Source organism: Penaeicola halotolerans, from assembly GCF_016464625.1.
GTDB lineage: Bacteria > Bacteroidota > Bacteroidia > Cytophagales > Cyclobacteriaceae > Penaeicola > Penaeicola halotolerans.
The window spans coordinates 461,540-487,063 of record NZ_JAEAGO010000003.1; the positions used below are offsets into that span (position 1 = coordinate 461,540).

Annotated in this window: 24 protein-coding genes; 1 reads left to right on the forward strand and 23 read right to left on the reverse strand. The window is 39.6% G+C overall.

The window, feature by feature from the left end; genetic code table 11:
- Positions 1-17 precede the first annotated feature (17 nt).
- A complete protein-coding gene (locus I5349_RS09570) occupies positions 18-800 on the reverse strand; it encodes a hypothetical protein (protein WP_226390540.1) in 783 nt (260 codons plus the stop codon).
- Positions 801-941: 141 nt separating this feature from the next.
- Between I5349_RS09570 and I5349_RS09575 the strand changes: the two genes are divergently transcribed.
- Positions 942-1,460 (forward strand): FKBP-type peptidyl-prolyl cis-trans isomerase, encoded by a 519-nt coding sequence (locus I5349_RS09575; protein ID WP_226390541.1) that lies wholly within the window; start codon positions 942-944, stop codon positions 1,458-1,460.
- 9 nt (positions 1,461-1,469) lie between these two features.
- Here the strand turns inward: I5349_RS09575 and I5349_RS09580 are convergent, their stop codons facing one another.
- The 22 genes from I5349_RS09580 to nrfD form a co-directional block, all read right to left on the reverse strand.
- The gene (locus tag I5349_RS09580; RefSeq protein WP_226390542.1) at positions 1,470-1,733 is read right to left on the reverse strand and encodes a TetR/AcrR family transcriptional regulator; all 264 of its coding nucleotides are present in this window, start codon (positions 1,731-1,733) and stop codon (positions 1,470-1,472) included.
- 120 nt (positions 1,734-1,853) lie between these two features.
- The gene (locus I5349_RS09585) at positions 1,854-2,840 is read right to left on the reverse strand and encodes an ABC transporter ATP-binding protein (RefSeq protein WP_226390543.1); all 987 of its coding nucleotides are present in this window, start codon (positions 2,838-2,840) and stop codon (positions 1,854-1,856) included.
- Positions 2,837-3,187, reverse strand: a complete 351-nt coding sequence (locus I5349_RS09590) for an MmcQ/YjbR family DNA-binding protein (RefSeq protein WP_226390544.1) — start codon at positions 3,185-3,187, stop codon at positions 2,837-2,839. Before I5349_RS09590 ends, I5349_RS09585 begins: the two co-directional genes overlap by 4 nt.
- Positions 3,187-3,375, reverse strand: a complete 189-nt coding sequence (locus tag I5349_RS09595; protein ID WP_226390545.1) for a DUF6728 family protein — start codon at positions 3,373-3,375, stop codon at positions 3,187-3,189. Before I5349_RS09595 ends, I5349_RS09590 begins: the two co-directional genes overlap by 1 nt.
- 20 nt (positions 3,376-3,395) lie before the next feature.
- The gene (gene ispG, locus I5349_RS09600; protein ID WP_226390546.1) at positions 3,396-5,390 is read right to left on the reverse strand and encodes a (E)-4-hydroxy-3-methylbut-2-enyl-diphosphate synthase; all 1,995 of its coding nucleotides are present in this window, start codon (positions 5,388-5,390) and stop codon (positions 3,396-3,398) included.
- A 26-nt stretch (positions 5,391-5,416) separates the two neighbouring features.
- Positions 5,417-6,118, reverse strand: a complete 702-nt coding sequence (locus tag I5349_RS09605; RefSeq protein WP_226390547.1) for an SDR family oxidoreductase — start codon at positions 6,116-6,118, stop codon at positions 5,417-5,419.
- 81 nt (positions 6,119-6,199) lie between these two features.
- Positions 6,200-9,604, reverse strand: coding sequence for a DUF8818 domain-containing protein (locus I5349_RS09610; protein WP_226390548.1), 3,405 nt, complete (start codon positions 9,602-9,604; stop codon positions 6,200-6,202).
- Positions 9,605-9,637: 33 nt separating this feature from the next.
- On the reverse strand, positions 9,638-13,333 hold the full coding sequence (locus I5349_RS09615) for a sensor histidine kinase (RefSeq protein WP_226390549.1): 3,696 nt from the start codon (positions 13,331-13,333) through the stop codon (positions 9,638-9,640).
- 86 nt (positions 13,334-13,419) lie between these two features.
- On the reverse strand, positions 13,420-13,680 hold the full coding sequence (locus tag I5349_RS09620; protein WP_226390550.1) for a hypothetical protein: 261 nt from the start codon (positions 13,678-13,680) through the stop codon (positions 13,420-13,422).
- A gap of 50 nt (positions 13,681-13,730) precedes the next feature.
- The gene (locus I5349_RS09625; RefSeq protein WP_226390551.1) at positions 13,731-14,279 is read right to left on the reverse strand and encodes a DUF420 domain-containing protein; all 549 of its coding nucleotides are present in this window, start codon (positions 14,277-14,279) and stop codon (positions 13,731-13,733) included.
- Complete coding sequence (locus I5349_RS09630) at positions 14,279-14,944, reverse strand: SCO family protein (protein ID WP_226390552.1); 666 nt, start codon at positions 14,942-14,944, stop codon at positions 14,279-14,281. Before I5349_RS09630 ends, I5349_RS09625 begins: the two co-directional genes overlap by 1 nt.
- A gap of 74 nt (positions 14,945-15,018) precedes the next feature.
- Positions 15,019-15,348, reverse strand: a complete 330-nt coding sequence (locus tag I5349_RS09635; protein ID WP_226390553.1) for a cytochrome C oxidase subunit IV family protein — start codon at positions 15,346-15,348, stop codon at positions 15,019-15,021.
- A 23-nt stretch (positions 15,349-15,371) separates the two neighbouring features.
- Positions 15,372-16,139: a cytochrome c oxidase subunit 3 gene (locus tag I5349_RS09640; protein ID WP_226390554.1), complete on the reverse strand. Its 768-nt coding sequence runs from the start codon at positions 16,137-16,139 to the stop codon at positions 15,372-15,374.
- Between the two features lie 27 nt (positions 16,140-16,166).
- Positions 16,167-16,754: a cytochrome c oxidase subunit 3 gene (locus tag I5349_RS09645; RefSeq protein ID WP_226390555.1), complete on the reverse strand. Its 588-nt coding sequence runs from the start codon at positions 16,752-16,754 to the stop codon at positions 16,167-16,169.
- 1 nt (position 16,755) lies between these two features.
- Positions 16,756-17,652 (reverse strand): heme o synthase, encoded by an 897-nt coding sequence (gene cyoE / locus I5349_RS09650; protein WP_226390556.1) that lies wholly within the window; start codon positions 17,650-17,652, stop codon positions 16,756-16,758.
- Positions 17,652-18,734 (reverse strand): COX15/CtaA family protein, encoded by a 1,083-nt coding sequence (locus tag I5349_RS09655; protein ID WP_226390557.1) that lies wholly within the window; start codon positions 18,732-18,734, stop codon positions 17,652-17,654. Before I5349_RS09655 ends, cyoE begins: the two co-directional genes overlap by 1 nt.
- Complete coding sequence (locus tag I5349_RS09660; protein ID WP_226390558.1) at positions 18,718-20,595, reverse strand: cytochrome c oxidase subunit I; 1,878 nt, start codon at positions 20,593-20,595, stop codon at positions 18,718-18,720. The genes I5349_RS09655 and I5349_RS09660 overlap by 17 nt, the downstream gene beginning before the upstream one ends.
- Before the next feature lie 14 nt (positions 20,596-20,609).
- Complete coding sequence (locus I5349_RS09665; RefSeq protein WP_226390559.1) at positions 20,610-21,659, reverse strand: cytochrome c oxidase subunit II; 1,050 nt, start codon at positions 21,657-21,659, stop codon at positions 20,610-20,612.
- Positions 21,660-21,687: 28 nt separating this feature from the next.
- Positions 21,688-22,980 carry a quinol:cytochrome C oxidoreductase gene (locus tag I5349_RS09670; RefSeq protein WP_226390560.1) on the reverse strand — a complete coding sequence of 431 codons (1,293 nt, stop codon included), beginning with the start codon at positions 22,978-22,980 and terminating at the stop codon, positions 21,688-21,690.
- A 3-nt stretch (positions 22,981-22,983) separates the two neighbouring features.
- Positions 22,984-23,610 (reverse strand): c-type cytochrome, encoded by a 627-nt coding sequence (locus I5349_RS09675; RefSeq protein ID WP_226390561.1) that lies wholly within the window; start codon positions 23,608-23,610, stop codon positions 22,984-22,986.
- A 17-nt stretch (positions 23,611-23,627) separates the two neighbouring features.
- The gene (locus I5349_RS09680) at positions 23,628-24,155 is read right to left on the reverse strand and encodes a DUF3341 domain-containing protein (protein ID WP_226390562.1); all 528 of its coding nucleotides are present in this window, start codon (positions 24,153-24,155) and stop codon (positions 23,628-23,630) included.
- 1 nt (position 24,156) lies between these two features.
- The gene (gene nrfD, locus I5349_RS09685) at positions 24,157-25,521 is read right to left on the reverse strand and encodes an NrfD/PsrC family molybdoenzyme membrane anchor subunit (RefSeq protein ID WP_226390563.1); all 1,365 of its coding nucleotides are present in this window, start codon (positions 25,519-25,521) and stop codon (positions 24,157-24,159) included.
- Positions 25,522-25,524: the final 3 nt, after the last annotated feature.

Sequence of the window (25,524 nt, forward strand, 5' to 3'; positions counted from 1 at the left end):
GCCTGCTTCGGATTTTTTTATTCCTCTTCCTCGTTTGAGTTGACGATAGCTTCTTGTTCTTGCTTGCCCCTCCTACGTTTATTATCAGAGTTAGGCGTATTGATAGGCTGGTTATTTCCTTTCCTTTTTAGAAAAGAAAAAGGTCCTTTTCTCTGCTGCGTACTGTCTTGCAGTGTATCTACAGGGATGACCTCTGGCACGGGAGCTTCATACTCAGGGAAGTCTAGTAAATGTCCAAACTTCTCCATATACATATAATGATCCGTATTGAAAGGCGGCATGTCATCACTTAGTATAAGCGGATTACGCCTGACAAACATCACAGAATCTGCATTGAGTGTCGAGTCTATCAAAGCGAAAGAAGTTGTATCCTTCCCTATATAAGTCTCTCTGCGAAGGGTGTTAAATTTCTTACTTCGCGCCATGAGCTGATTCGTCCGTGTGCCATGCTGAAAAACTACAGGCTCGTCTCTATGGAAGAAGTTGAATCGAGGTGGTGGGGTGTACTTATGAGCAGCTGGATTAGCTATCGGATTATTTTTAGGCAACTTGCTAGTGGCATACAAAGGCTTATGATCCACGGGTTTTTTACGAAAAAAGAAAAAACGTTTCTCTTCACGCTGTGCTCTAAAATTAGGATCCATCAAGGTGGTATCTATGAAATGCCCAAAAGTCATCGCCCTCAGATCATCATCTAAAATCATGGCTGTCTGATAAGCAGGACATATCCTCCGAGGCGCACAGGAATAAATCCCTATGGCACAGATCAATAGAAAAAATAAAAGCTGTCTCTGCTTCATTAAATACACTAAATGAACTCAAAAATAAGCAAAATAAATACAAAATAATCCATCTTGTACTGACTAATCAATCTGTGATGAACTAATCCCTTTCCTGAGACATTAAAGATATAAGTTTTATCTTGCAACAAATTTTAAAACATGACAATATCTAACAAAAAAGTCGTAGGACTTACTTATGAATTAAAAGTATCAAATGATGAAAACTCCGCACCTTTTAGTGTAGAAGTGAGAAATGAAGAAGATGCTTTTTATTTCCTTTTTGGCAATAGTGGCCTTCCTGAGAAGTTTGAAGAACTTCTCTCTGGTAAAGTACAAGGAGAAGCATTTTCATTTACACTCTCTGCTGATGAAGCTTACGGACAAGCCAGTGATGACATGATCATCAGTGTCCCTAAAGAGAATTTCTCCAAAGAAAGAGGTTTTCAAGACGGTATGCTTGAAGAAGGTAATTTCCTCCCACTTTTAGATGAAGAAGGCCTCCCGATGCAAGCCAAAGTAGTGAAAGTATTTGAAGAAGATGTACTCTTAGATTTCAATCATCCCCTAGTAGGTTTTGATCTGCACTTTGACGGAGAAGTCTTAGAAGTAAGAGAAGCCACTGAAGAAGAATTAGCACATGGTCACGTACATGGAGAGCATGGAGTAGACCACGACTGAGACAAAACCTCATCTAAACATAAAAAAGCGCTCTTGAAATGGCAAAGAAGGATCATCCTTTTCACTTATTTCATTAAGCATTTTACTTTTGATATAGTAGTAAAGCTCCACAATAAGCTCATCTTTACTTTCAAAATATGTGTAGATCGTACCAGCAGCAACTCCCGCCTTCTTTGCGACCATGCTCATAGGACTTCCATGAAATCCATTTTCTTTGATCAATTCTAAGGCACTTTCAAATACTAGCTTTTTCTTTTCTGCTATTTGCTCCATGAAAAATTTATGAGTGAATGAATGTTCAATCGATAAATGAGTAAAAATGTTCCCTAAAGCGAAAGAAAAATGAAAAACGTGTCCTTTTAAATAAGAAACTCTAATTTAAAATCTTGAAGATCAAATCTCAATCAGTTGATCTGTATGGAGCTGAATGTTTACCTGTTCTCCAGCTTGCAATGCATTTGAATCAGTTAAATAGGCAGTGAGTGAAGACCCTTGAATATCTAATGTCACACGACTATAAAGTCCTAAAAATTGAACAGATTTGATTTGAGCCGCCACTCCTGAAGAGGATATATATAGTGCGCTAGGTCTGTAATAAACTTTGTTGGAATCATACATTTCCTCTAAGCCAAATACGGCAAATAAATTCAAAGGAAATAAATAGGTCTCCCCAAAAAGTGACGCTACATATTGACTATTAGGCTTGTGATAAATCTCTTGACTACTTGCTCTTTGCATGATTTTACCTTCTTTGATCACCACGATCTCATCGGCCAGCTGCAAAGCATCCTCATAATCATGCGTTACCATGATGACTGTACTCTCCATCGCCTTAAAAGCATCCCGTAATGCTACAAGCAACAGACGCTTTTGTATGGTATCCAACTGACTAAAAGGCTCATCGAGCAAAACTAATTGAGGTTCTATAGCCAGTGCCTTTGCGATAGCTGCTTTTTGACGTTGACCTCCTGATAGCTGAGTAGGCTTTTGATCAGCCAAGTGCTCTAGTTTGAATAATTCAAGCAGTAAGGCTATACGCTCAGCTGCATAATCAGCATCATAAGCGAGCAATTCTCTTTTGATATTTTCCCGAACGGTATTGTTTATATGCAACTTAAGGTCTTGATGGATCAGCTTGACCTCTTCATAGCCAGCAATCAGCTTTTCTCTAGGATCCTGTAATACATCTCCATCCAAAAATGCATTCCCTCTGTCGGCAGGCAACAAACCAGCGATGATTTTCAAAAGAGTAGATTTACCAGAACCACTTTCACCAAGTATTGCCAGTACCTTTCCCTTATCTAGTACCAGATCTATAGGGCCTAAGACAAAATTCGAATCATAATGCTTCTCTATTTGCGTCAACTTGAGGAAACTCATGAGGCTAAATTTGATTTGACTTTAGCAGGCAGACTTTGATAGACCAAGTCATAAGAGTGATCTGTTAGTTCTAAAAGTAGTTTGTCACTCACAGAACCATCATTGAGGATGGTATTCCAATGCCTCTTATTCATGTGATAGCCTGGTAAGATACCTTCATAGCGTTCTCTCAACTCTATCGCATATTCAGGATCACATTTGAGATTGACACTCACAAACTCTTCAATATCCAGTAAAGCAAAAATTTTTCCACCGACTTTAAAGACTAAAGTGGAAGTATCAAAGGGAAAACCCTCTTCTACTCCCACCTTAGAAAGACAGTGTGTCCTATAATATTCGACATTCATCAAAATACATGTCTAATCAACATCACGATGAGGGCAAATAAAAACAATAGGATAGATATCTTATTGATCCCATGCATCATCCTGAGGTTGAAATTTCCCTTTTGGTCAGGATCTGTTTTTTTAAATACTCTAAAGAAGTAATTGCCTACTTCTCCAAGCTTGAAATAATCTCCGAACTTATTTGCCATAATGTATTGCTTATAGATACTTAACTCAAAGCTTCTACTTCGGGTTCAATCCATTTGTTATCTTCTTTGATCAAATTAATTAATTCATTCACAGCTTTTTCCGAAGGAACAGATCGCTTGACGACCTCTTGACCTCTGTAGAGTGTGATCTTACCCTTACCAGAACCTACATAGCCATAATCTGCATCTGCCATCTCTCCAGGACCATTAACGATGCAACCCATGATACCTATTTTTACTCCTTTGAGGTGGTCTGTACGCTTACGAATCATCGCAGTTGTCTCCTGCAAGTCAAAGAGCGTTCTACCACAAGAAGGACAAGAGATATACTCTGTCTTAGATATCCTCGTACGAGCTGCCTGCAATACTCCAAAACAAACGCTATTGGCGAGTTTCAAATCAGCCAAATGTTTTTCCTTGTCATTAACGTGATACTGATCTACACCATACATGACGCCATCTCCCATGCCATCGATGAGTAGTCCACCCATGTCTGTGGCTGGATAGATCATCATTTCATCCTGACTCATATTATGATAAGTCGAATGAATGATCACAGGGATATTGATATTTCTTTTGATTAACTCAATGAAAAATCTCCTATTGGCGGCTAATGCGTGTTGATTATAGGTTTCTAACCACACGACCAACTTATCATCCTCTGCTTCTAAGATGCTAAAAATCTCATCTTCTAGTCTAGCGGCATCTAGCTTCAGGAAGTTGATTTCCTTGTGTCTAGTTGGAGCAAACATCCAATCTTGCAGGTTAAAAACAGGAATCTTATTGCCATGATCTTCATCTTTGAGCCATGCTTGATAGTTGAGGATTTCCTTTAGTCCATTTGGCAGCATAAAGGGTATCGGATGATCTCCGCTAAACACATAATCAGCCCCGATATCATTCATCTTCCACTTGTCTAGCTCTGGAAGATAAAAGTGTCCTATGGCTTTCAGGTCTTTGACTTGTACGTCTTCTAATTTGCTAAAATCAGCAATCACTCGAGGCACATTACCTCCACCGATATTGGCGACCTCTTTTGTTTGTCTTTTCTCATAAGCAAAAGGGTTTAGTGGATTGTCAGAAATAGGCGCTATCGGAGCATGGCCTGAGCGCTCTTGGTATCGATTGACGAGTACTTGTGCTACTGGTGCTTCAAACTCTGGTTCTTCTGTCAAAGAAACCCTCACCGTATCTCCCAAACCATCTTCGAGGAGTGTCCCTATACCTAAAGCTGACTTGATTCGGCCGTCTTCACCATCACCTGCTTCAGTCACTCCAAGGTGTAGTGGATATGGCTTAAAACCTTCCTCATCAAGTTTTTGTACGAGTAGTCTGTAAGCTTGTACCATGACTTGTGGATTGCTTGACTTCATAGAGATCACGATATTGTAATACTCCATGTCTTCACATATCCTCAAAAACTCTAATGCTGACTCAACCATACCTAGTGGAGTATCTCCGTATCGGCTCATGATCCTATCAGAAAGTGACCCATGATTCGTCCCTATTCGCATCGCTGTACCATGCTCTTTGCAGATCTTCACTAGTGGCTCAAATCGCTCTCTGATACGCTGTAGCTCAGCTTGATAACTCTCATCGGTATATTCGATGGTTTCAAATTTCTTCTTGTCAGCGTAGTTGCCTGGATTGATTCTGACTTTCTCTACGATTTTAGCGGCTACTTCTGCAGCATTAGGGGTAAAATGTATATCAGCTACAAGAGGGACTTTATAACCTCTCTTAAGCAACTCTTTCTTGATTTCTGCTAAGTTTTCAGCTTCTTTGATACTAGGAGCTGTGATTCTTACAAGTTCACAACCCGCCTCGACCATCCTGATGACTTGTTCTACAGATCCCTGCGTATCCATCGTATCTACAGTAGTCATAGACTGAACTACTATGGGATTGTCTCCCCCGATGATGACATCCCCTACTTTGACGGGAATAGTCTTTCGCCTCTTGTAAGCAACCATACTGTCGCAGTACTTTTTAGCTGTGGTAAAGGAAGTCTTCATATCAAATAAATGCTTTATATGCTTGCTTAAATATCCCCCAACTGAGGTCTAATCACTATCTCTTCTACTACTGTCTGCGGAGACATCTGATATGCTGACCATACAGCCTCAGCCACATCTTCTGACTTCATAAATCTCTCCACTGGCAGATCGACACCTTCCCAGCTACTTGTGTAGGTAGCCCCAGGCAATATCGAGGTTACTTTGATACCGTCTCCTTTGAGTTCAGCTCTGAGACACTTAGTAAATCCAAGCATCGCCCACTTAGAAATGGCATAAGAACCACCATGCTCATAGGCAGTCAATCCTGCTATGGAGCCCATGGAAAATATATGACCTGACTTTCTAGCCTTCATCTGAGGCACTATAGCCCTCGTGAGATGATACGCACTGTATAGATTGGTCTCTATCATTTTTTCCAAACTACCTTCTTCCTCTGTATGGATTTGTCCTGGGATAAATACACCCGTATTATTTACCAATACCCCAACTTCACCTTTAGACTGAATGAAAGTGGCAAAATCAGCTACAGCAGCTCTCTTTGAAAGATCTGCCACCATAGTATGTACTTGGACTCCGTAGAGATTGATCACTTCTTGAGCCATTTCATTTAGCGCTGCTTGATTACGTGCGCAGGTCACGATATCATATCCTGCGGCTGCAAATTTATGGATAATGGCTTTTCCGATACCTTTACTTCCTCCTGTGACTACTACCAATTCCTTCATATCATTTTTAACTATTTCAACTCAAGAAAGTTGTCATGACAACAAAAATAAAGAATGTTTGCGCCATCTTAAACAATTGCCTCAAAACAATGCACTAACCTGCATCCTGCCTGTGTGCACTGTGCGCTGATCTCCTGAGTTTCTGCCTTCATACACGAGGTTAAATTGCAAGCCATTTCCTATTCTCTGAAGCCAATTAAGTGTCCAAGTGACATTGGTCCCTGGCTGTAATGCCTCGAGCATCTCATAACCAATGGGGGAATTTACCAGCCCATCATATTGTATATTGACCAGTCTTAGATTAGCTCCTATCGTACTTTGGATAGCTTTAGCATATCTCAGATCAAAGACAAACTCACTCAAAGTAGCCTGTTCTCCACCCGCATCTCCATTAGCATTTGACTTGTCCGTAAAACCATAGGTCCCCGTCAACCGAAACTTAGTCGAAGGCTGCCAAGCCAATTCTGGACTCAACTTATAGGCATTGATCAAAAAATTCCTATTGTCTAAAAAGTCAGAAACGCTGGCTTTTACTTGCTGCGTGTAGCCTAAGTTGAGGTTGTACTGCTTCTTAATATTCACTCTAAAGTTGCCTCTCCACTCTCTCTGGCTGATCTCCTCAAATCCACCAGTGAGCAATTGTCGATTGTCCGTATTGAGAAAGCTAAGTTCAAAGCCATTTTTAGCAGAAGACCTATTATAGAAAAAAGTAGACCTAAATGACCTTCTCAAAGAGAGTAAATTTTCCTCATCTAATTGATTAATAAATGGAGAAATACGCTGCAAAAGGTCTGAATCGGTAGTCTTTTTCTCCACTGTCCAACTGGTATTATTAGTAAATCGCTGAATGAAAGCCTTCAACCCTTCCTCTTTTCGCCAAGTATCTGGGAAGCGCGCATTCAATCTGTAATTAAAAAGAGTACTAAAAGCCTGGATGTAGTCATCCGTAGGTACAAATATTTTCACATAGTTCTTTTCATCTGCATTGACTGCTAGATAAAACTCTTCAAGTTGTTGCACCCCATCTCTATTATCATCACGCCAAGTATGTGTTCCCTCACCTGTAGGCACTGGCAGATAGACATATTCTCTTCGTAGTTCTCGACCATTGCTGATCGCATAGTTGAGCTCATTTCTGATAGCACCTTTCCATAGTGAGCCATTGTAGTCTACGCGTCCCATCACGGTCTCTTCGTCAAAGTCAGGAAAAAGCACATTCTCTAACTTTCTGTATGTAAAAGTACTCACCAAAGAGTGATTCGAAGCCAACTCTCTTCTGAGTTGAAAATTGGTAGTGATCGACTCATTTTGTTTCCTGATTTCTCCTTGCTGAGGGGTATTATCCTCTCTCAAAATGACTTCACCTAGAAACTGTGTTTTTAGCGTATCATTTGATCTTAAATAAATTCTATGAGAGACAAAATTCATTGCTGTATTGACCACACTGTCAGCTGCACGATCTCTGATGACATTACGATCCTCAGAGTAAGTATAGCCAGGCACTAAGTACTTACTCCTAAACTGCAAGTCAGCATTGAGTCGATACCATGAAGCATCTAATGTAGCTTGCTTATTTTGCATCTGAAACAAATCCGATTTCAGGTAAAGCCTTTTGAATATTCGCTGCCCAAATTCCGCCCTGAATTGATAGCCGTCTACCACTTCTCCCCTATTTCTAAAAGTAGAGGATATCCCCGCATAAGCATCTGCATTTTTACGGACTGACAATCCTCCATTAATGATTTGATCTGAATTGTTTACCTCCAAATCCTCAAAACTAGCATTCCAGTCACGATCAAACTCTATATATCTAACGCGATCTACAAACTCAAAATTTCTTGAGTCAAACTCGATATCTACCTCACTTTCAAGCTTATAATCTTTCAACCATCCAATAGGTCGACCTACAGATTTTAAACCGCTCTTTACCGCAAATCCCTGATTATCTGCATTATCTATACTAGAAAATGTATTCAAATCTCGCTGACTAAGTGCTACTTCTGTAAATACTTGCTCATACTGTGACAACTTGTATTTGATGCTTGCCGTCATCATTTGTCTGAGTGCCGGAGTAGTGAGACGGATTACAGGTTCGTGAGTTCCTTGTGGCTGACCATTTATTGGAGCCACATACGCGTAGACCGTTCCATTAGCTTGGAAGTTTTGACGGACATAGTTCCCATTACCGAAGCCTACCTCACTAAAAGTAAGCGTGTATCTTGCACTATCCGGATTAGTGGAGTATTCATAATATACAAACCCAGTTTCATCTGTAAGCCTCCTATATAAGATCAAATCTTGGCTAAACTCCGTACTATCAACCCTAGGCACTATCGCCTGATCCAGATCGTCTCCGATACTACTGAGCAATATTTTATCTGCATCGCTGAGGTCTTGGAGAAGTGGCCTGTTACGATTGTCCTCTTCTTTATAAAAATCCAAGCTTACTTCAAGCTTATCATTTGTAAATCGCTGATTGGCTAAAATAATAGATCGGCTATAGTTTTGATCTGCGTACTCAAAATCAACCCGCAAACGAGAAAATTCTGTGATTAATACATTATTGGTAAATGTAATTTCCCCGATATTATAGTCTATGACATAGTCATTGTTAAATCCTCTTTGAAGCAGCTTTCCATCTAGATAAACTTTCTCTGAGTTAGCCAATACGATGATAAAGCGTTCATTATTAGGTCCTCTAAGCCGATAAGGTCCTAGCACTCCTTCTAACACTTCCACTATCGTAGAAGCAAATTTTCCTTTAGCTACAGAAGCACCTATAGAAGTCTGTGCTTTAAATTTGCCCAGATCATACTTGGTACTGAACATGCCACCTTGTACGTTTTTGTAGTATTGCAAAAACTCTGAATCTCGCTTTTGAAAAACCACGTCTCCCCCGCTGAGCGAAAACTTCTCATTGTATAACTCTATAAATACTCTATCAAAATCTTGTAGCTGTTGGGTATTTCCTTCCGGTTGGAAAGGCACATTTTGATCAGTGATACTAGCTCTAATCTGTAAGTTATCAGAAAGCTTGCCTTCCATCTGTAAGTTGAGAGCCGAGTTGACAAAGACATTTTGAGTATTGCCAAAAGATATCCCTCGACTGATACTACCACTCTTCTGTAAATCCGAAGTGCTAAAGAGCTCTTCTCTGACATCAAAAACAGTATTATTAATCGCTATGCGTTTGTCTTTAAATAGCGCATTGGAATCATAAATCGCCAAGGTCTTATGTTGGATAGGTCTGTGTAAGCTGTAAGGGAAAGTTCTGTAACAAACACGCGCAGAGTCTACACTCACTGCTGAGAAGGAGATCATTCCAGTATTTAAATCAAAACTATGGGCTAAAGTGTCTCCTGCTAGAGTAGTCGCAACAATACTCTCAGGGATCGCTGTGAGAGAGTCTAGTTCTATCGGTATCGCTGTTTTAACCCACTTACAATTGGGCAAGTTGGTCTGAGCACTTAGCGTATATGCGCTCATCATGCACCATATGACTAATCCCCAACAACGCATCTAGACTAATAGAAACTCTAAATAAAATGTAGTCCCTGCTCCTTCTTTCGAATCAAACCAGATCTTCCCTCCTGCATTCTCTACCCCTCGCTTGACGATGGCTAGTCCTAGTCCAGATCCCTCAGTTTTAGTACTGAAGTTTGGCACAAACACTTTTTCTCTCAAATGACTCGGGATACCCTGTCCATTATCTTTAACAGTGATTTTCACCTTGCCTTCTGATTGCCTTGCTGTAATCTTGATCTCAGCCACCTGATCGTCTGGGACAGCTTGTATACCATTGATCACCAAGTTGCTAAATACCCTCCCAAACAGCTTCTCATCTCCTAGTACATAGATCTCTCCTTTGATACCTTGACAGATCACGCTTCCCTTTTCATGATTTCTAAAGAGCGTTTCTATTTGTCTCAATACCTTGGCTAGATCGATTTTCTCATTTTTAGGAAGCGGCATTTTGGCAAAATCTGAGAAAGATGTAGCGATATCACTAAGCGTATCGATCTGCTCCAGCAGCGTATTGACAGGCCGCTCTAGCTGCTTAGGATCATCTAGCTTACCTTCCATTTGAAGCCTTCTCATATGCTGCAATGTGAGCTTCATCGGTGTAAGTGGATTTTTGATCTCATGTGCCACTTGCTTAGCCATTTCTCTCCAAGCAGTTTCCTTCTCGCTCGCTGCCATAGATTCTCTACTGGCTTCTAGCTTTTCCAGCATCTTATTGTATTCACCTACTAGTAAGCCGATCTCATCCTTATTTGGCCAAAACATCGGCTCGTTTTTCTCGAGGGATGTAGATTTGATCTTTTGAGCAATTAGCTTGAAAGGACTAGTGAGGTTTTGCGAAGCAAAGTAGGACACTACCAAAAAGATGATCAAGATAATGATAAAGATATTGATGATATTCCCCAACACATCCGTTCTCAACCTATTCAACTCGCTAGCTGACTCAAAGAACGGAATGCCTATTATAGCGTTGAGTTTATCTCCATTGGGTGATCTTAATGCCATGTATACAGTCTTAAAGTCCAGCTTACCGATCTGCTCATCTATGATGATGCGTGTATTATACTGTTCCTTGATCTGAGAGAATGCAATAGGATTAATGAGATCTGACAGTATCTTCTTTTCATATATCGCTGGCTGATTTCCTGAGAGCAATCTACCCTCTTGATCATAGACATTGATATCGGAGTTGGTCGTACCCGATAAGGCATATAGCTGCCCTTCTAGCTCCTCTATATCCATCTCTCCACTAAAGTATGTCTCGAGACTTCTACTGATATTTTCCTTGATGAGCTGTGCCTTATCGAAATATTGCCTTGTCAGATCTTGCGTGTAACTTCTACTCACTAAGGTCACTGTCACAGCACTCACGATAAGCATCGGAAGGAAGAATGCTAAGTTGAGATATAACTGGATCTTCGTGGAATAATTGAGTGTGTAATGCCTAAATCCTTTGAGACTCTCAAATAAGACGACTACCACAATCGTCATAAGTATGAAGATCAAGAGAATCAGAGAGAAATCAGCGATAAATAGTCTTGGCTCATACAGTGGGGAAGATACGATCACCATTTCATCTTCACCAGTATCGAAGGCCATATGATGATATCCCCCCTTTCTAATCCCAACCTCTCTCAACCTCCTCGATTCAAAAAACTCAGGAGTGACTACCGTACGATAATTGATATTTCCTACCGAAAGCATCAATCGCTTATTTTCATAGATCGCGTAATCAAAATCTTGATTAGGGTCACTATTGACATAGCGATTGTCTATCAACAGTTTAGGAAATACGCTGGAGGCGAGCAACCTTCTTTGTCTTAGCTCAATAGCTACTGTCCCGATCTGCACATTATTTCTATTGATATCGACTATTCCGAAGTAATTTTTATTGAAATTTTGATCCTGATCTCGACTAAAATAAAGGTTGGTCACCGCTGTTTGATTCTCAAACTTGACAAATTTACGCATCAAGTTTCTCAGGTTGTCAGCCCCTGAGCGCCTATTGTAGAGATCTCCTCTTGAGTTAAAGATGTACACAAAGGCATCATATTTATCAAAATAACTACCCAAATACACTCGCTTGATCTTTCGCTCGATCACTTCTTTATTTCCAAAAGGCTCCGCCAGTTTACTCCTTATGAAGACATCACTACGGATATTATCCATCACTTCTGCTAATAAAAATTCTCCAAGGATATCATTGTCTATAAGTAACTGGTTGGAAAATTTCTGCTTATCATTAATGGCTGCTAATTCTTGATGTTTATAAAGCGCAAAAACCCCAATCATGGCACAGATCATAGCGCCAAAGAACAAGGTCAAAAAAGTCGAAAAACTGAAGCTAAAGATATTTTGATACAGCCTCAGAGTGATCACAAAAAGCAACGCTAAAACATGAAATATAATCAGCGTTCGCATCTCCAACCCTGTAGCATAGTCAAAGGCTAATGCTATCACGGCAAAAATCACCAAGACTGTATAAGGCTCATGCTTCAATCTATTCCGAGCAAAAACCACCATATTGATCCCTAATAGCAGCATCAAAATATAGAAAGCCCCTCCCATGAAGATGATCAAGTAGCTGATCAACTTAAAAACATCAAAATCCGCAATAGAGCTAATGTCCAAAGACCACTGTGAGTTGAAAAGTAGGGATCTATACAGCAAATAGTAAAATATACCAAAGCCCAAACTCACTGCATAGGCAATGATATACCAAAACCCTATGGGATGTCTTAGGGTAAACTTTCTAAATTTTTTCAGGAAGTAGTTTTCTGCAATAATGCTGAAGCCAAGAGTAACTATTACTCCCAAGGCCAAGATATTGAGCAATAGATCTCCTAATGAGGGATTGATGATTGAAGCGGCATAAAACTTTGGATCAAACAGGTCTAGATCAAAAAAACCAAATGGAATCTTCAAGCTAATCATCAGCACTCTAATCAAAATCAAAATAGCTGTAGTATACACTAGTGCTAAAAACTTCCTATTCTTTCTCCAAAATGGTGTGATGAAATTGATCGAAAAAATAGTAAGCAAAGCAAATAGTGACACGGAGAAAATCAAAGCGGCACTGTTGATACCAGATTTATTAAGCGCATATCCTGATCTGAATGAGACAGCAAACAAAAACTCACCATTAGGATCGGTGATTTGTTCAAAAAACTCATTTTCTACACTACTAATGACGAGGTTGTCATTGCCAAATACTGATGGGTCATAGCCTCCATTGATATATTGATTGACCAATTGTATATTTCTGTAAAGCGGTATCAGTTGAACAATCCGATACTGATCGCCACTACTTATCTCTATTAATGAGGTTTTACTAATAAATTTCCCTGAGGTATTTTCTACCAACCTGATCAAGTCGCTATCACGCGTCTCTACATTTTGTGGGATGTATTCATTATCTGACCAGTAAAGCAACTTATCATCACGATAGACGAAAAAAGCATGATTAGTAGGGATGTTTAAATAAGTAAAAGTGACCGTATCTCTAGCATTGATCCTGTTAGCAATCAAGGTAGAGTCCTGTGTTAATTCTTCAAATAATTGATCGATGTTTGACTGAACAGTCTTTCTAAATAGCTCCTTTTGCTGCAGCTCATCAGAGCTGTCATAAAACCAAAAATACCCTGTAATAAAAAGGGCTATGGCGGACAAAAATATATAGATAAATCGCTTCAAATTCACTCAGCTAATATGTTGTCAATTTAATAAAAATAAAATACCCGATAGTCATATCGGGCACTTAGCTGAGATTATTTATATTTTCAACGCTTTATAAAGCGCATGGCTTTTAGTTTGTTTTTCTTACTACTCCTGTACCAAAAGAAGCCTATCACCATTGCCATCAAATAGGGCATGACAAAAAGATAAAGAATACCGAAATTTAAGCCTGAAGCTACAGAAGTATCTCCTGCACTGACATTATTTTCTACAGAAACCCTACACATGGCACACTGTGCAGAGGCACTTATCTGAACTAATAGTAGCGAACAGGCTATGACTAATGATTTCAAAAACTTTCTCATGACTCCTTTAGATTACTAAGTATTAAACGTCAAATGTCTGGACTGAGTTCTTAAAATGAATAATATGGACTGATCATCAAATATACAATCACTCCTGTCACAGACACATAAAGCCATATAGGAAAAGTCCATTTGACGATCTTTTTGTGCTTCTCTATCTTCTGCGTCAACGCAAAGTAAAAGGCAAAGAGAACAAAAGGAACTACGATAGCGGCTAATAAAATATGACTAAGCAATACCACATAGTATATAGTTCTAATAGCGCCCTCCCCACCAAAACTAGTCGATGGAGCACTTGCGTGATATACTACATATGATACCAAAAATAATGCTCCCAAGACAAAAGCAGATGACATCACTGCTCTATGCTGGTTGATCATTTTCTTTTTGATAAAAATAAAACCAAGAATGAGCAGTACTGAAGTCAGGGAATTGATGACTGCATTGATTTTTGGCAAAAGGTAAACCCACTCCGCACTTAAGCTTAATTTAGCTGGCACAAATAGAAGCACTGCTACGACAATCGGAATCAAAACAGAGACGATAGCGATCAATCTGCTGTATTTTTTATCTACTTGATTTGATGATAATGTACTCATTACTCTGCTAGATTATATTCGTATAATAGTATTTTGATCTCTAATATCAACCTGTCCACCTCTTCACGATTGGTACCACTGTAATAGCCTCTAATCCTTCTTTCTTTATCTACTAAGACAAACTTATCACTATGGACAAATTCATCAGGATCACCATTACCATCTATAGTAGGTAGCGCAAATCCACAGGTAGCCAATTCATAAATATTGTCTTTATCACCCGTCAAAAAGTGCCAAAAACCATCAATCGCTTGGTGTTTCTGTGCATAAGATTTTAACACTTCTACTGAGTCATAAGTAGGATCTACGCTGACCGATAGGATTTGAATATTAGGATTATCCTTGAAAGCATCCTGCACACGCTCCATTTGACTAGACATGATCGGACAGATACTAGGACATGAAGTGAAGAAAAAATCAACAATAGTGATTTTGTCATTTAATGATGTCCCTTCTATTACCTGATTAGACTGATTTGTCAAAGAAAAATTCGGAACTAAGTACTGGGTAGAATCACTAGGACAATCCCCATAAATAGTGGATAAACCACTCTCATAAAATACTGGCACTGAATAATGATTCTCCCCAAAAGTCCTTAAAAACAAGTAAATAAGCACTGGGATCATCAGTATGCAAATAAGTACTAGAGCCTTGAGTAATTTCATATTGCGTTTATTAGACAACAAAAAAATAGGTTGAAGTTCACACCCCAACCTACCTTTTTTCTATAAATTTTATTTTATCTGTAGATGGAGATGGCACCACCTTCATTGAGTAACGCTATCACTAACCATACTACAAATAGCAATGGGATCACGATAGACCAGAAAAGTGCTTTAGACTCTTCCTTTAAGTGCATAAACTCCATCACGATGTAGGCTGCTTTCACCAAGGTCAACCCAATGAAGATTGAGTAAAGCAATAATCCTCTCTCCATGGTGAAAGCAAAAACGAATTCTACTAAAGTCACTACCAATAGGATCAAAGCGATCTTCCAGATCTTCTGGATTTTCTCTTTGTTAGCTGGTATTACTTCTAATGTCTTGTGTTGATTGTCAAATGAATCCATGACTATGATATTTTAAAATTTCGTTAAATCAAATAAAAGAATGTGAAGACAAAGACCCATACTAAGTCTACAAAGTGCCAGTAAAGACCTACTTTCTCTACCATTTCATAGTGTCCTCTTTGCTCTAACTTGCCTACTGCCGCTTGATAAAAGATCAAGAAATTAAAGGCTACACCTGAAAACACGTGGAATCCATGGAAACCTGTGATAAAGAAAAACAGTTGAGCGAATGCTGCTGGCCCATATTCATTAACGCTGAGATTAGCTCCTTTTACTGTCTGAGACACCCAGTCTCCATCTATCAAAAATCTAAAAGTAGAGCCTGTGTCTGTACCGTGAATAAAGTGATTCCACTCCCAAGCCTGACAGCCCAAGAAAGCAAAACCTCCAACTACCGTCCAAAGCATCCACTTTACTACAGCATCTTTATCATTTCTATGTCCTGCTTCTACTGCTAATACCATAGTTACTGAACTTAGGATGAGGATAAAAGTCATCAAACCTACGAAACCAAGTGGAATATGTACACCATGAAGGAACGGGAAGGCATCAAATACAAGCTCTGGCACTGGCCAGTACTCATTAGACCCTACAAAATCCTCCGCTGGCCCAGCATATCCTGGGTAAGTAAATCTGATCATTCCATAAGCTACCAGTAATGCAGAGAATGTAAAAGCATCTGATAACAAGAAAAACCACATCATCAGCTTACCATAACTCGCATTAAGCGGCTCATTACCTCCGCCCCAAACTTTACGCTTTGGGCCATCTAAAACTGCAGTAGTTGACATATTTCAGTAGTTAAAACTATTTGTTAATTAATGATTCAATAATAAAAAGACGAAAAGGTAAATCCAAAGCCCACCTAGGAAATGCCAGTAGGTAACACACATTTCCATCCTAGTCATGTTCTTGGAGTGTACTTTATATTTGTAAGACGAAATTAATACAATTATTAGAAATATCACACCAGAAATCAGGTGAACCGCATGAAGTCCTGTGATAACATATAAAAATGAGGCAGATATATTACTCCCCACGAAAAATAAATCAGCATCAACTAATACTCCCCAAGCTTCCCACTGACCTACTAAGAAAGCAAAACCCAAAACGGTAGTCAGCCACATCGCTAATTTCACTTGCCCTAAATTGTCCTTTTGGGCTGCAGTGTATGCCCAGTGCATAGTCGCACTACTAAGTATAATGATACCACTATTGACATAAAACAAAGTAGGTAAATCAAAAATAAGCCAGTTACCTTCCCCTTGCCTTACGATGTAAGCACTCGTCATCGCAGCAAAAAGCATCACCACTGTGACAATAAAAAGCCACAATGCAAACTTTTGAGGATGCATCGAAAGCGGCTGCTCTGCCTCTTCTACTGTATTTATTTTATCTATACTCATACTAAACTTTATCTAATAAATAAGCAATCTGTACTATAGGCAAATACAAGAATGATCCAAACATGATCCTGAGGGCTGATTTTTTAGAGCAGTCTTTCATCAAAGAAAATGTCTGCGCCAAAAAGAGTACACCACATATCGTAGCTACTATGCCAGAGTTCAACCCAGTAAAACCAAAATAAGTAGGCAATAAACCTAGAGGTAGTAAGAACAGCGTATAAATCATTATTTGAATAGCTGTATTAAGATCCTTACGACCACCCATCGGCAAAAGTTTAAAACCGGCCTTCTTATAGTCATCATCCCCTACCCAAGCGATTGCCCAGAAGTGAGGAAACTGCCATATGAACTGTATGCCGAAAATAATCAAAGCTTCATAACTGATACTCCCTGTAGCAGCAGTCCAACCTAGCAATGGAGGCATAGCTCCTGGTATAGCTCCTACAAATACTGCTATCGGACCTACCTTTTTCAAAGGAGTATAAACAAATACGTACAATACTAAACTAGTGATGGCCAGTACTGTGGTCAATAAATTAGTAAAAGCATAAAGTAGTGTAAATCCTATAAGACCTGTAAAGATCACAAACCATAAAGCCTCCTGTACACTGATAGACTTAGTAGGTAGCGGCCTGTTTTGAGTTCGCGTCATCAGCTTATCGACATCTCTTTCGATGATTTCATTAGCGGCACACGAAGCACCACTTACCAGAAACCCACCAATCATAGTCATGGCAAACTGAAACCAATCAATCTGACCATTAAAACCTAATATGTAACCGAAACCACAAGAGAATGCTACTAAAGCCGATAAACGAAATTTTAGTAAATCATTATAAGCCTTTAATCGACTTACGACTATGGCTTGTAGGGTTATAGAAAGCTCGTTTGACTGCATCAGATTATTTTACTTTTGGCTAATAGCCTGTGCTGATAATTAAGGTGCAAAATTAACAGAAATTCGACACCTATGATAAGAGTACCCACTAATAAATGTATTGGCTGCACAAATGCTGGTATAGCAAAATATGCCATGGCTGCGCCAGTACCTATTTCTATAAGCATTAATGCCAAGATAAAATTCCCCATTTGAGAAATTCTTGACCTACTTGGAGTGATTTGATACAACTTGACTATCAGATAGATGTGTATACCTAATAGTACGAGAGAAAAGGATCTGTGGATGATAAAATCAATACCCAAATTATCAATCCATCGCTCTCTAAAGAGATTGTCAAAAGAAGATGCAATGACATCAAGCGATTCTCTCACTTGTGTACCTAACATGATCTGTATAAACATCAATACTAAGGCTATCCATAATAGTGCAAATAGTCTGGGTTGCGGCTTATCGATATTTTCTTTATACACTTTCCCAAGAGTAAGGCTTTGAAAGTATATCCAAATCAAAACTCCTACAATTACGATAGCCAACACCATATGTACAGTAATAGTCCATTGAAGAAGGTTAGTACTGACTACGATTGATCCAAACCATCCTTGGATCCCTGTAAGCACCATAGCGACAAGAGCGATGATGCTGATAATAGGCTTAGAAGAAAAAAAGTTTAAAGAGTAGATGAAGGTTGCGAAAATCAATAAACCAATGATTGCACCTATTAATCTATTGACATACTCTGTCCATGTTTTGGCCACATTGAACTCTTCTTCAATGAGAATAGACTTATCTGATCTGATTTTTTGAGCTTGCTCATCTAGACCAACTAATTCCAAATAAGAAATGAACTTAATGTTTTTTTCAGCACGAAGGGCTGCATATTGATCTTGATAATCAACAGGGAGTTGATCAACAGAAGTAGGAGGCACCCAACTGCCAAAGCATTTTGGCCAATCTGGGCAACCCATTCCAGAGCCAGTAGACCTGACGATCCCACCTACTAAAATAAGGAAGTATACTGCAATAACAGTCAGGAGGCTGAGCCTCCTGAAGTTATTGATTTTTTTAATGTTTATGCTCATTAGCTACTACGACATCATCCGCTGCATCTTCTCTCTCCTCATCTACAAACTGCTGCTCGTGCGGTAAGTTAGACTCAGGAGTTTGAGAGTAAGGCACTGTCTGAGGGATAAAGTCCTCTTCTGCACCTGGCTTAGAATAATCGTATGGCCATCTGTATACAGTTGGTATTTCACCAGGCCAGTTACCATGAACAGGCTCAAGTGGAGTAGTCCATTCAAGCGTATTTGATCTCCATGGATTAAGAGGTGCCTTTTTACCTCTATACATACTCCAGAAGAAGTTGAATAAGAATACAAACTGCGCTACAAAGGTCAAGATCGCAGCCACAGAAACGAACATGTTCAAATCTGTAAAAGAGTTAGCAAACTCAAAGTTAGACCATGAATAATATCTTCTTGGGAATCCAGCAATACCGATGTAGTGCATAGGGAAGAATACCATGTAAACACCTACGAATGTTAGCCAGAAGTGGATGTAACCCAATTTGGCATCCATCATCTTTCCAAACATTTTAGGGAACCAGTGGTAAACACCAGCCATCAAACCAAAGAATGAAGCCGAACCCATTACCAAGTGGAAGTGAGCTACTACAAAGTATGTATCGTGCAACTGGATGTCAATCGCTGAGTTTCCAAGGAATATACCAGTCAAACCACCAGAAATGAAGAACGATACAAGACCTATAGAAAATAGCATCGCTGGCGTGAAGATGATATTACCTTTCCAGAGTGTAGTTAAGTAATTAAATACTTTCACTGCTGAAGGTACTGCAATGATCAATGTCAAGAACATGAAGATTGAGCCTAGGAATGGATTCAAACCTGACACGAACATGTGGTGAGCCCATACTACGAAAGATAGTACAGTGATCCCCAACATAGAGATGATCATCGCCTTGTATCCAAAGATTGGTTTACGAGAATTCGTAGCAATAATCTCAGATGTGATACCAAGAGCAGGTAGAAGTACGATATATACCTCTGGGTGACCTAGGAACCAGAATAAGTGTTGGTAAAGGATAGGGCTACCTCCCATGTTAGGAAGCGCTTCACCTTGAATGTAAATATCTGATAGGTAAAAGCTAGTACCAAAGCTTCTGTCAAATACTAATAACAATGCTGCAGCAAATAACACTGGGAACGAAAGGAGACCAATCACAGCTGTCAAAAAGAAAGCCCAGATCGTCAGTGGAAGTCTTGAGAAAGACATCCCCTTTGTTCTTAGGTTAATCACAGTAGCGATATAGTTGATACCTCCAAGAAGTGAAGAGACGATAAAGAATACCATCGCCACTAGCCAGAGTGTCATACCTAGGCCAGAACCTTGGATCGCTTGAGGAAGTGCACTCAGTGGCGGATACACAACCCATCCACCTGCAGCAGGACCTGTCTCTATAAATAAAGACGTCAACATGATCACACTTGAGAGGAAGAAGAACCAATAAGACAACATGTTCATGAAACCTGATGCCATGTCTCTTGCTCCGATCTGAAGTGGGATCAAGAAATTAGAGAATGTACCACTAAGACCTGCCGTCAATACAAAAAATACCATGATAGTACCATGCATCGTGACGAGGGCTAGGTAAAACTCAGGATCTAGACTTCCATCTACCTGAATCCACTCTCCTAATAGTGGTCTTAACCACTCCAACTTCATCTCTGGAAAGCCAAGTTGAAGTCTAAAGATGACAGAAAGAAAACCACCAATTAATGCCCATAACATACCTGTAAGCAAAAACTGCTTACCGATCATTTTATGATCTGTACTGAAAATATATTTGGTGATAAAATTTTCTTTGTGCTCATGGTGCTCATCATGAGCATGTGCACCTGCGGAAACATTAGCTGCTACTGACATATTCTACCTTTCTATTACTTCTGAATAATTTTTTCCTGATCCACTATTACCTGCGCCACACCCTTCAAATCATCAGGAACTTTCTCCATATACTCTGGATTCTGAGATAACCAAGAAGACTGTTTTGCTAACCAAGCTTCATATTCTGCTGGCTCCACTACCTCTACTCTATATCTCATTGCAAAGTGCGATCTGCCACAAACTTCCGTACAAGCTATTTCATAAGTGAAATCAGGATTTCCTGTTTCTTCTCTCATTTCAGCCGTAGTTTTAGTTGGTGTAAACCAAAATCTGGTAGGCATACCGGGTACTGCATCCATCTTTAATCTGAAATGTGGAGCAAATACAGAGTGTAACACATCCCTTGATCTGATTTTGAACAATACGGGCTTACCTTTAGGAAGTACCATTACGTTTGGCGCTACGAAATCATCTAAAGAAGACTCATCCGTAAGATCCATCCCAAATTGATTAGATCCATCAATCAATCTAAAGTCGTAGTCACCGATCTTCTTATCTTCTCCTGGATATCTTACTGCCCAAGCAAATTGATAACCCATGATCTCTACTTCTTCAGATCCCTCAGGTGCCTTTTCAGTGATATCTACCCAAGCTCTCCACCCAGTAAAGATCAACAAGGCAAGTACAACTGCTGGCACAACAGTCCAAATCAATTCAAGCTTATTGTTATCAGGATAATAGAGTGCTTTACCATTCTCCTTGTACTGGTATTTGTAACCAAACCAGAAAAGCAAGATGTGAGTAATCACAAAGACTATCCCTGTAACAGCCATAGTCGTCCAGAACAAACCATCTGTCACTACCCCATGCTCAGAAGCAACAGGCAGTTGATAGTTGTCAAACTCTTTGAATGAATACCAAAAGAACAAGAATCCAGTACCTAACAAGAAAATCATCCCTAAAGCAGCATTCCATTTATTGCTGCCTGTAGCTCTCTTCTTATCAGATCCTTTGACTACACTAACTAGTGATTGTATCCTGAAAATCATCAACAAAATGCTAATGAGCAACAGAACCCCTATACCTATGATAAATCCTAACATATTATTAAATTATACTTGTCCTTTACTATTAAATATGATGATTATAGCTCTCCTCTAACATCGGGTGATTCTTAGGAACCAAACCATTTTTAGCAAGTGAAGTGAGAATAACGAATGTAACAATCGCTCCATATACTAAAAGAGAACCAACTTCCATCAAACCAACCCCTCCATTTTCTTTCAGCGTACCAGGTGTCACCATCAAGAAGAAATCCATCCAGTGTCCGAAAAGGATAACAGAGCAGACAATCTTTAAGAAGATCGTATGTCTCTTTGAATCTCTTGTCATCAAAACTAAAAATGGAAAGAAAAAGTTTAGGATAATATTTATAAAAAATACACCTGCATAATGATCACTTTCCATTCTTTCCACGAAGTAAACCGCCTCTTCAGGGATGTTAGCATAGTAGATTAGCAGGAACTGTGAAAACCATATATAAGTCCAGAAGATGGAGAAAGCAAATACGAACTTACCTAAATCATGAAGGTGGTTAGCATTGATCATTTTCAGGTAACCAGCCTCTCTCAAGAATACTACGATCAAGGTGATAGCTGCAAGCGCAGATACAAACCATGAAGCAAATACATACCATCCAAACATCGTTGAGAACCAGTGTGTATCAATAGACATCACCCAATCCCAAGCAGATACTGATGAAGATACCGCAAAGAAAACAATAAAGAAAGCCGATACTGATCTGATCTTGTACCAATAAGAATTTCCTCCATTAAGGTCTTCAGCAATAGATAAACTTCTCAGTTTTCTAAAGAAAAGTACCCAAACTCCAAAGAAGACAACCATTCTTAAGAAATAGAATAGTGGAAAACCTCCCGCCTCTCCTGGCCAGAAGAAAAATGTCTTTTTACCATCTATGATCTTATCATACTCAGGGCTTGTAGTATCGTACAGCTCGGCATGAGTCCAGTGGAATATATCATGATTTCCTATCAAAAACACAGCGATCATTGCTAGGCCAGCAAAAGGCAACCAAGAACCAAATGCTAAAGGCACTCTCAAAAATGGAGTAGACCATCCCGCTTGAGCTGCATACTGTAGTGCAAAAAAGAACACTCCAACTATTGCTATACCTGCAAAATACACGTTATTGATCCAAATGTTGGCGATTAACCTTTTTGACCAATGAAATGCATGATGTGCACCGTCTGCTGCTTCATGCTCACCATGTCCTCCTCCAGAAGCAAAGACAATACCGAGTACCAGCATCACCAATCCTATGATTGCTACGATACCGATCTTTTTCTTAAGAGAGCTTGAGAAATCAAACTTCTCTTCCAGATTGAAATTAGTTGCTTGTGCCATTACTTATTTAGTCTGAAGTTGTTTAACATAATGAACAATTTTCCATCTATTCTCTGGGGTGATTTGAGAACCATGGGCTCCCATTCTTCCTTTTCCTTGAGTGATCACATGGAAAATATGACCTTCGGTGATGTTAATATATGCGCCACCTTTGAAGTTAGCCACACCACCTATCACTTGACCTACTGAACCATTGCCATCTCCTGCATCACCATGACATGGCGCGCAGTATGAAGTATAAAGCTTCATACCCTCAGCAAGTACTTGCTCCGTTGGTTCGATTGGGCTTTTTACTACTCTAGCGGCATACTCTAAGCTGTCCATAGGGATTCTGTATGGAAGGTATCCATTAGCAGTTCTTTGAACAGTGTTAGGAGCTGGCTCTCTCATGTTCATGCCATGAGGATTGTTATCATTTGAATTGTAGAATTCACCAAGACCATCTTCTCTATTTGACAACCACTTACCTGCTTCCTTATCTCTAGTTTGAGATAGTGGCTCATAAGCAATAGAATGATACATCTGAGGAGCGTATTCTACCCCTGGGTTATCTCCATCAGCAGAACAGCTAGTAAGTGCTGCTAAGCCTAGTGTGGAAAGTAACAATGTATATTTAGTTATAGACCTCATATTTCCAATATTCATGCTTATTCGAAACTTTTGTTATTTACCTCTGATGCACCTGAAGATTTCAATACTTCCTTGATTTTATCTTCTGCACCGTCATTGTAAGCTAGATCGATAGCCATGATATGCTTATCATCTGTGCTTCTAAGGTCGAAAATTCTTGGAATCTTATAGGGTTTCAAATCGCTAGACACCATAAAAACAGCCACCATTCCAAGTGCCGCTAATAATACTGTCAATTCAAAACCTACAGGAACCATAGTCGGGAAGTTACCGAAATCCTTACCACCAATGATCATAGGCCAATCCCACTTCATCATGTAAAACTGCATCAATAGTGCTAAAGTAGTTCCTAGCATACCAAAAAGAAAAGCAGCAATCGGAAGTCTAGATCTTCTATATCCGAGTACTTCATCTAGTCCGTGAACAGGAAATGGAGAGTAAACCTCATGTATTTTCACACCTGAGCTTCTTACCTCTTTTACTGCATTTAATAGGACATCCTCATCATCAAATACTCCGAGGACAAAGTTCTTATCTCTTTCCATATTACTTGTTAACTTTTTCAGATGAAGACTTTAGTACAGATTTCACTTCGGCCATGTTGATCACTGGGAAGAACTTGGCAAAAAGGAAGAATAAAGTGAAGAATAAACCAAATGTGAAGAGGTAAACACCCACATCATACATGGTCGGGTAGAACATAGCCCAGCTAGACGGTAAGTAATCTCTGTGAAGCGATGTCACGATAATCACAAAACGCTCGAACCACATACCGATATTTACTACAATAGATAGGATAAATGTAGCTACGATACTTGTTCTGATCTTCTTAAACCAGAATAGCTGTGGAGAAATCACGTTACAAGTCATCATAGACCAGTAAGCCCACCAGTAAGGACCTGTAGCTCTATTGATAAAGGCATACTGCTCAGCAGCTACACCTGAATACCAAGCGATGAAAAATTCTGTGATATAAGCAATACCCACAATTGAACCAGTGATGATAATGACAATATTCATCAACTCGATATGTGTCATAGTCACGTAGTCTTCGAGTTTGTACACTTTTCTAGTAATGATCATCAAAGTCAATACCATGGCAAAACCAGAGAAAATCGCCCCTGCAACGAAGTATGGAGGGAAGATAGTAGTGTGCCATCCAGGTATCACTGATGTAGCAAAGTCAAAAGATACGATCGTGTGTACAGAAAGTACAAGAGGTGTAGCCAAACCTGCAAGGATCAAAGAAACTGTCTCGTATCTCATCCAAGTTTTAGCAGCGCCATCCCATCCGAAGCTCAACGCACCGTAGATAACTTTTCTCAAGCCTTTTGCTCTATCCCTGATAGTAGCAAAATCTGGGATCAAACCAATGTACCAGAAAACAAGAGAAACAGTAAAGTATGTAGAAATCGCAAATACGTCCCAAAGAAGTGGTGAGTTGAAGTTCACCCAAAGTGAGCCGTAAGTATTTGGAAGTGGCAATGCCCAATAAGCACCTAACCATGGACGTCCCATGTGTATGATAGGAAACTGAGCCGCACAGATAACGGCAAAGATGGTCATAGCTTCAGCAGCTCTGTTGATAGATGTTCTCCACTTTTGTCTGAAAAGTAAAAGTACTGCAGAGATCAATGTACCAGCGTGACCGATACCAACCCACCATACGAAGTTGGTGATATCCCAAGCCCAGCCTACAGTTTTATTGAGACCCCACATACCTATACCTTCCCAAAGTGTCGCTACCAATGCTAATGCACCGATAGTCAATACGCCAAGAGAAACAGCTACAGCTAGAAGCCAGCCTTTGGTTGGTTTACCCTCTACGTGTCTGGCGATGTCATTAGTGACATCTTTGATGGTTTTCCCACCAGTTACTAAGGGTTCTCTTACGGATGAAGTAACCTGCATATC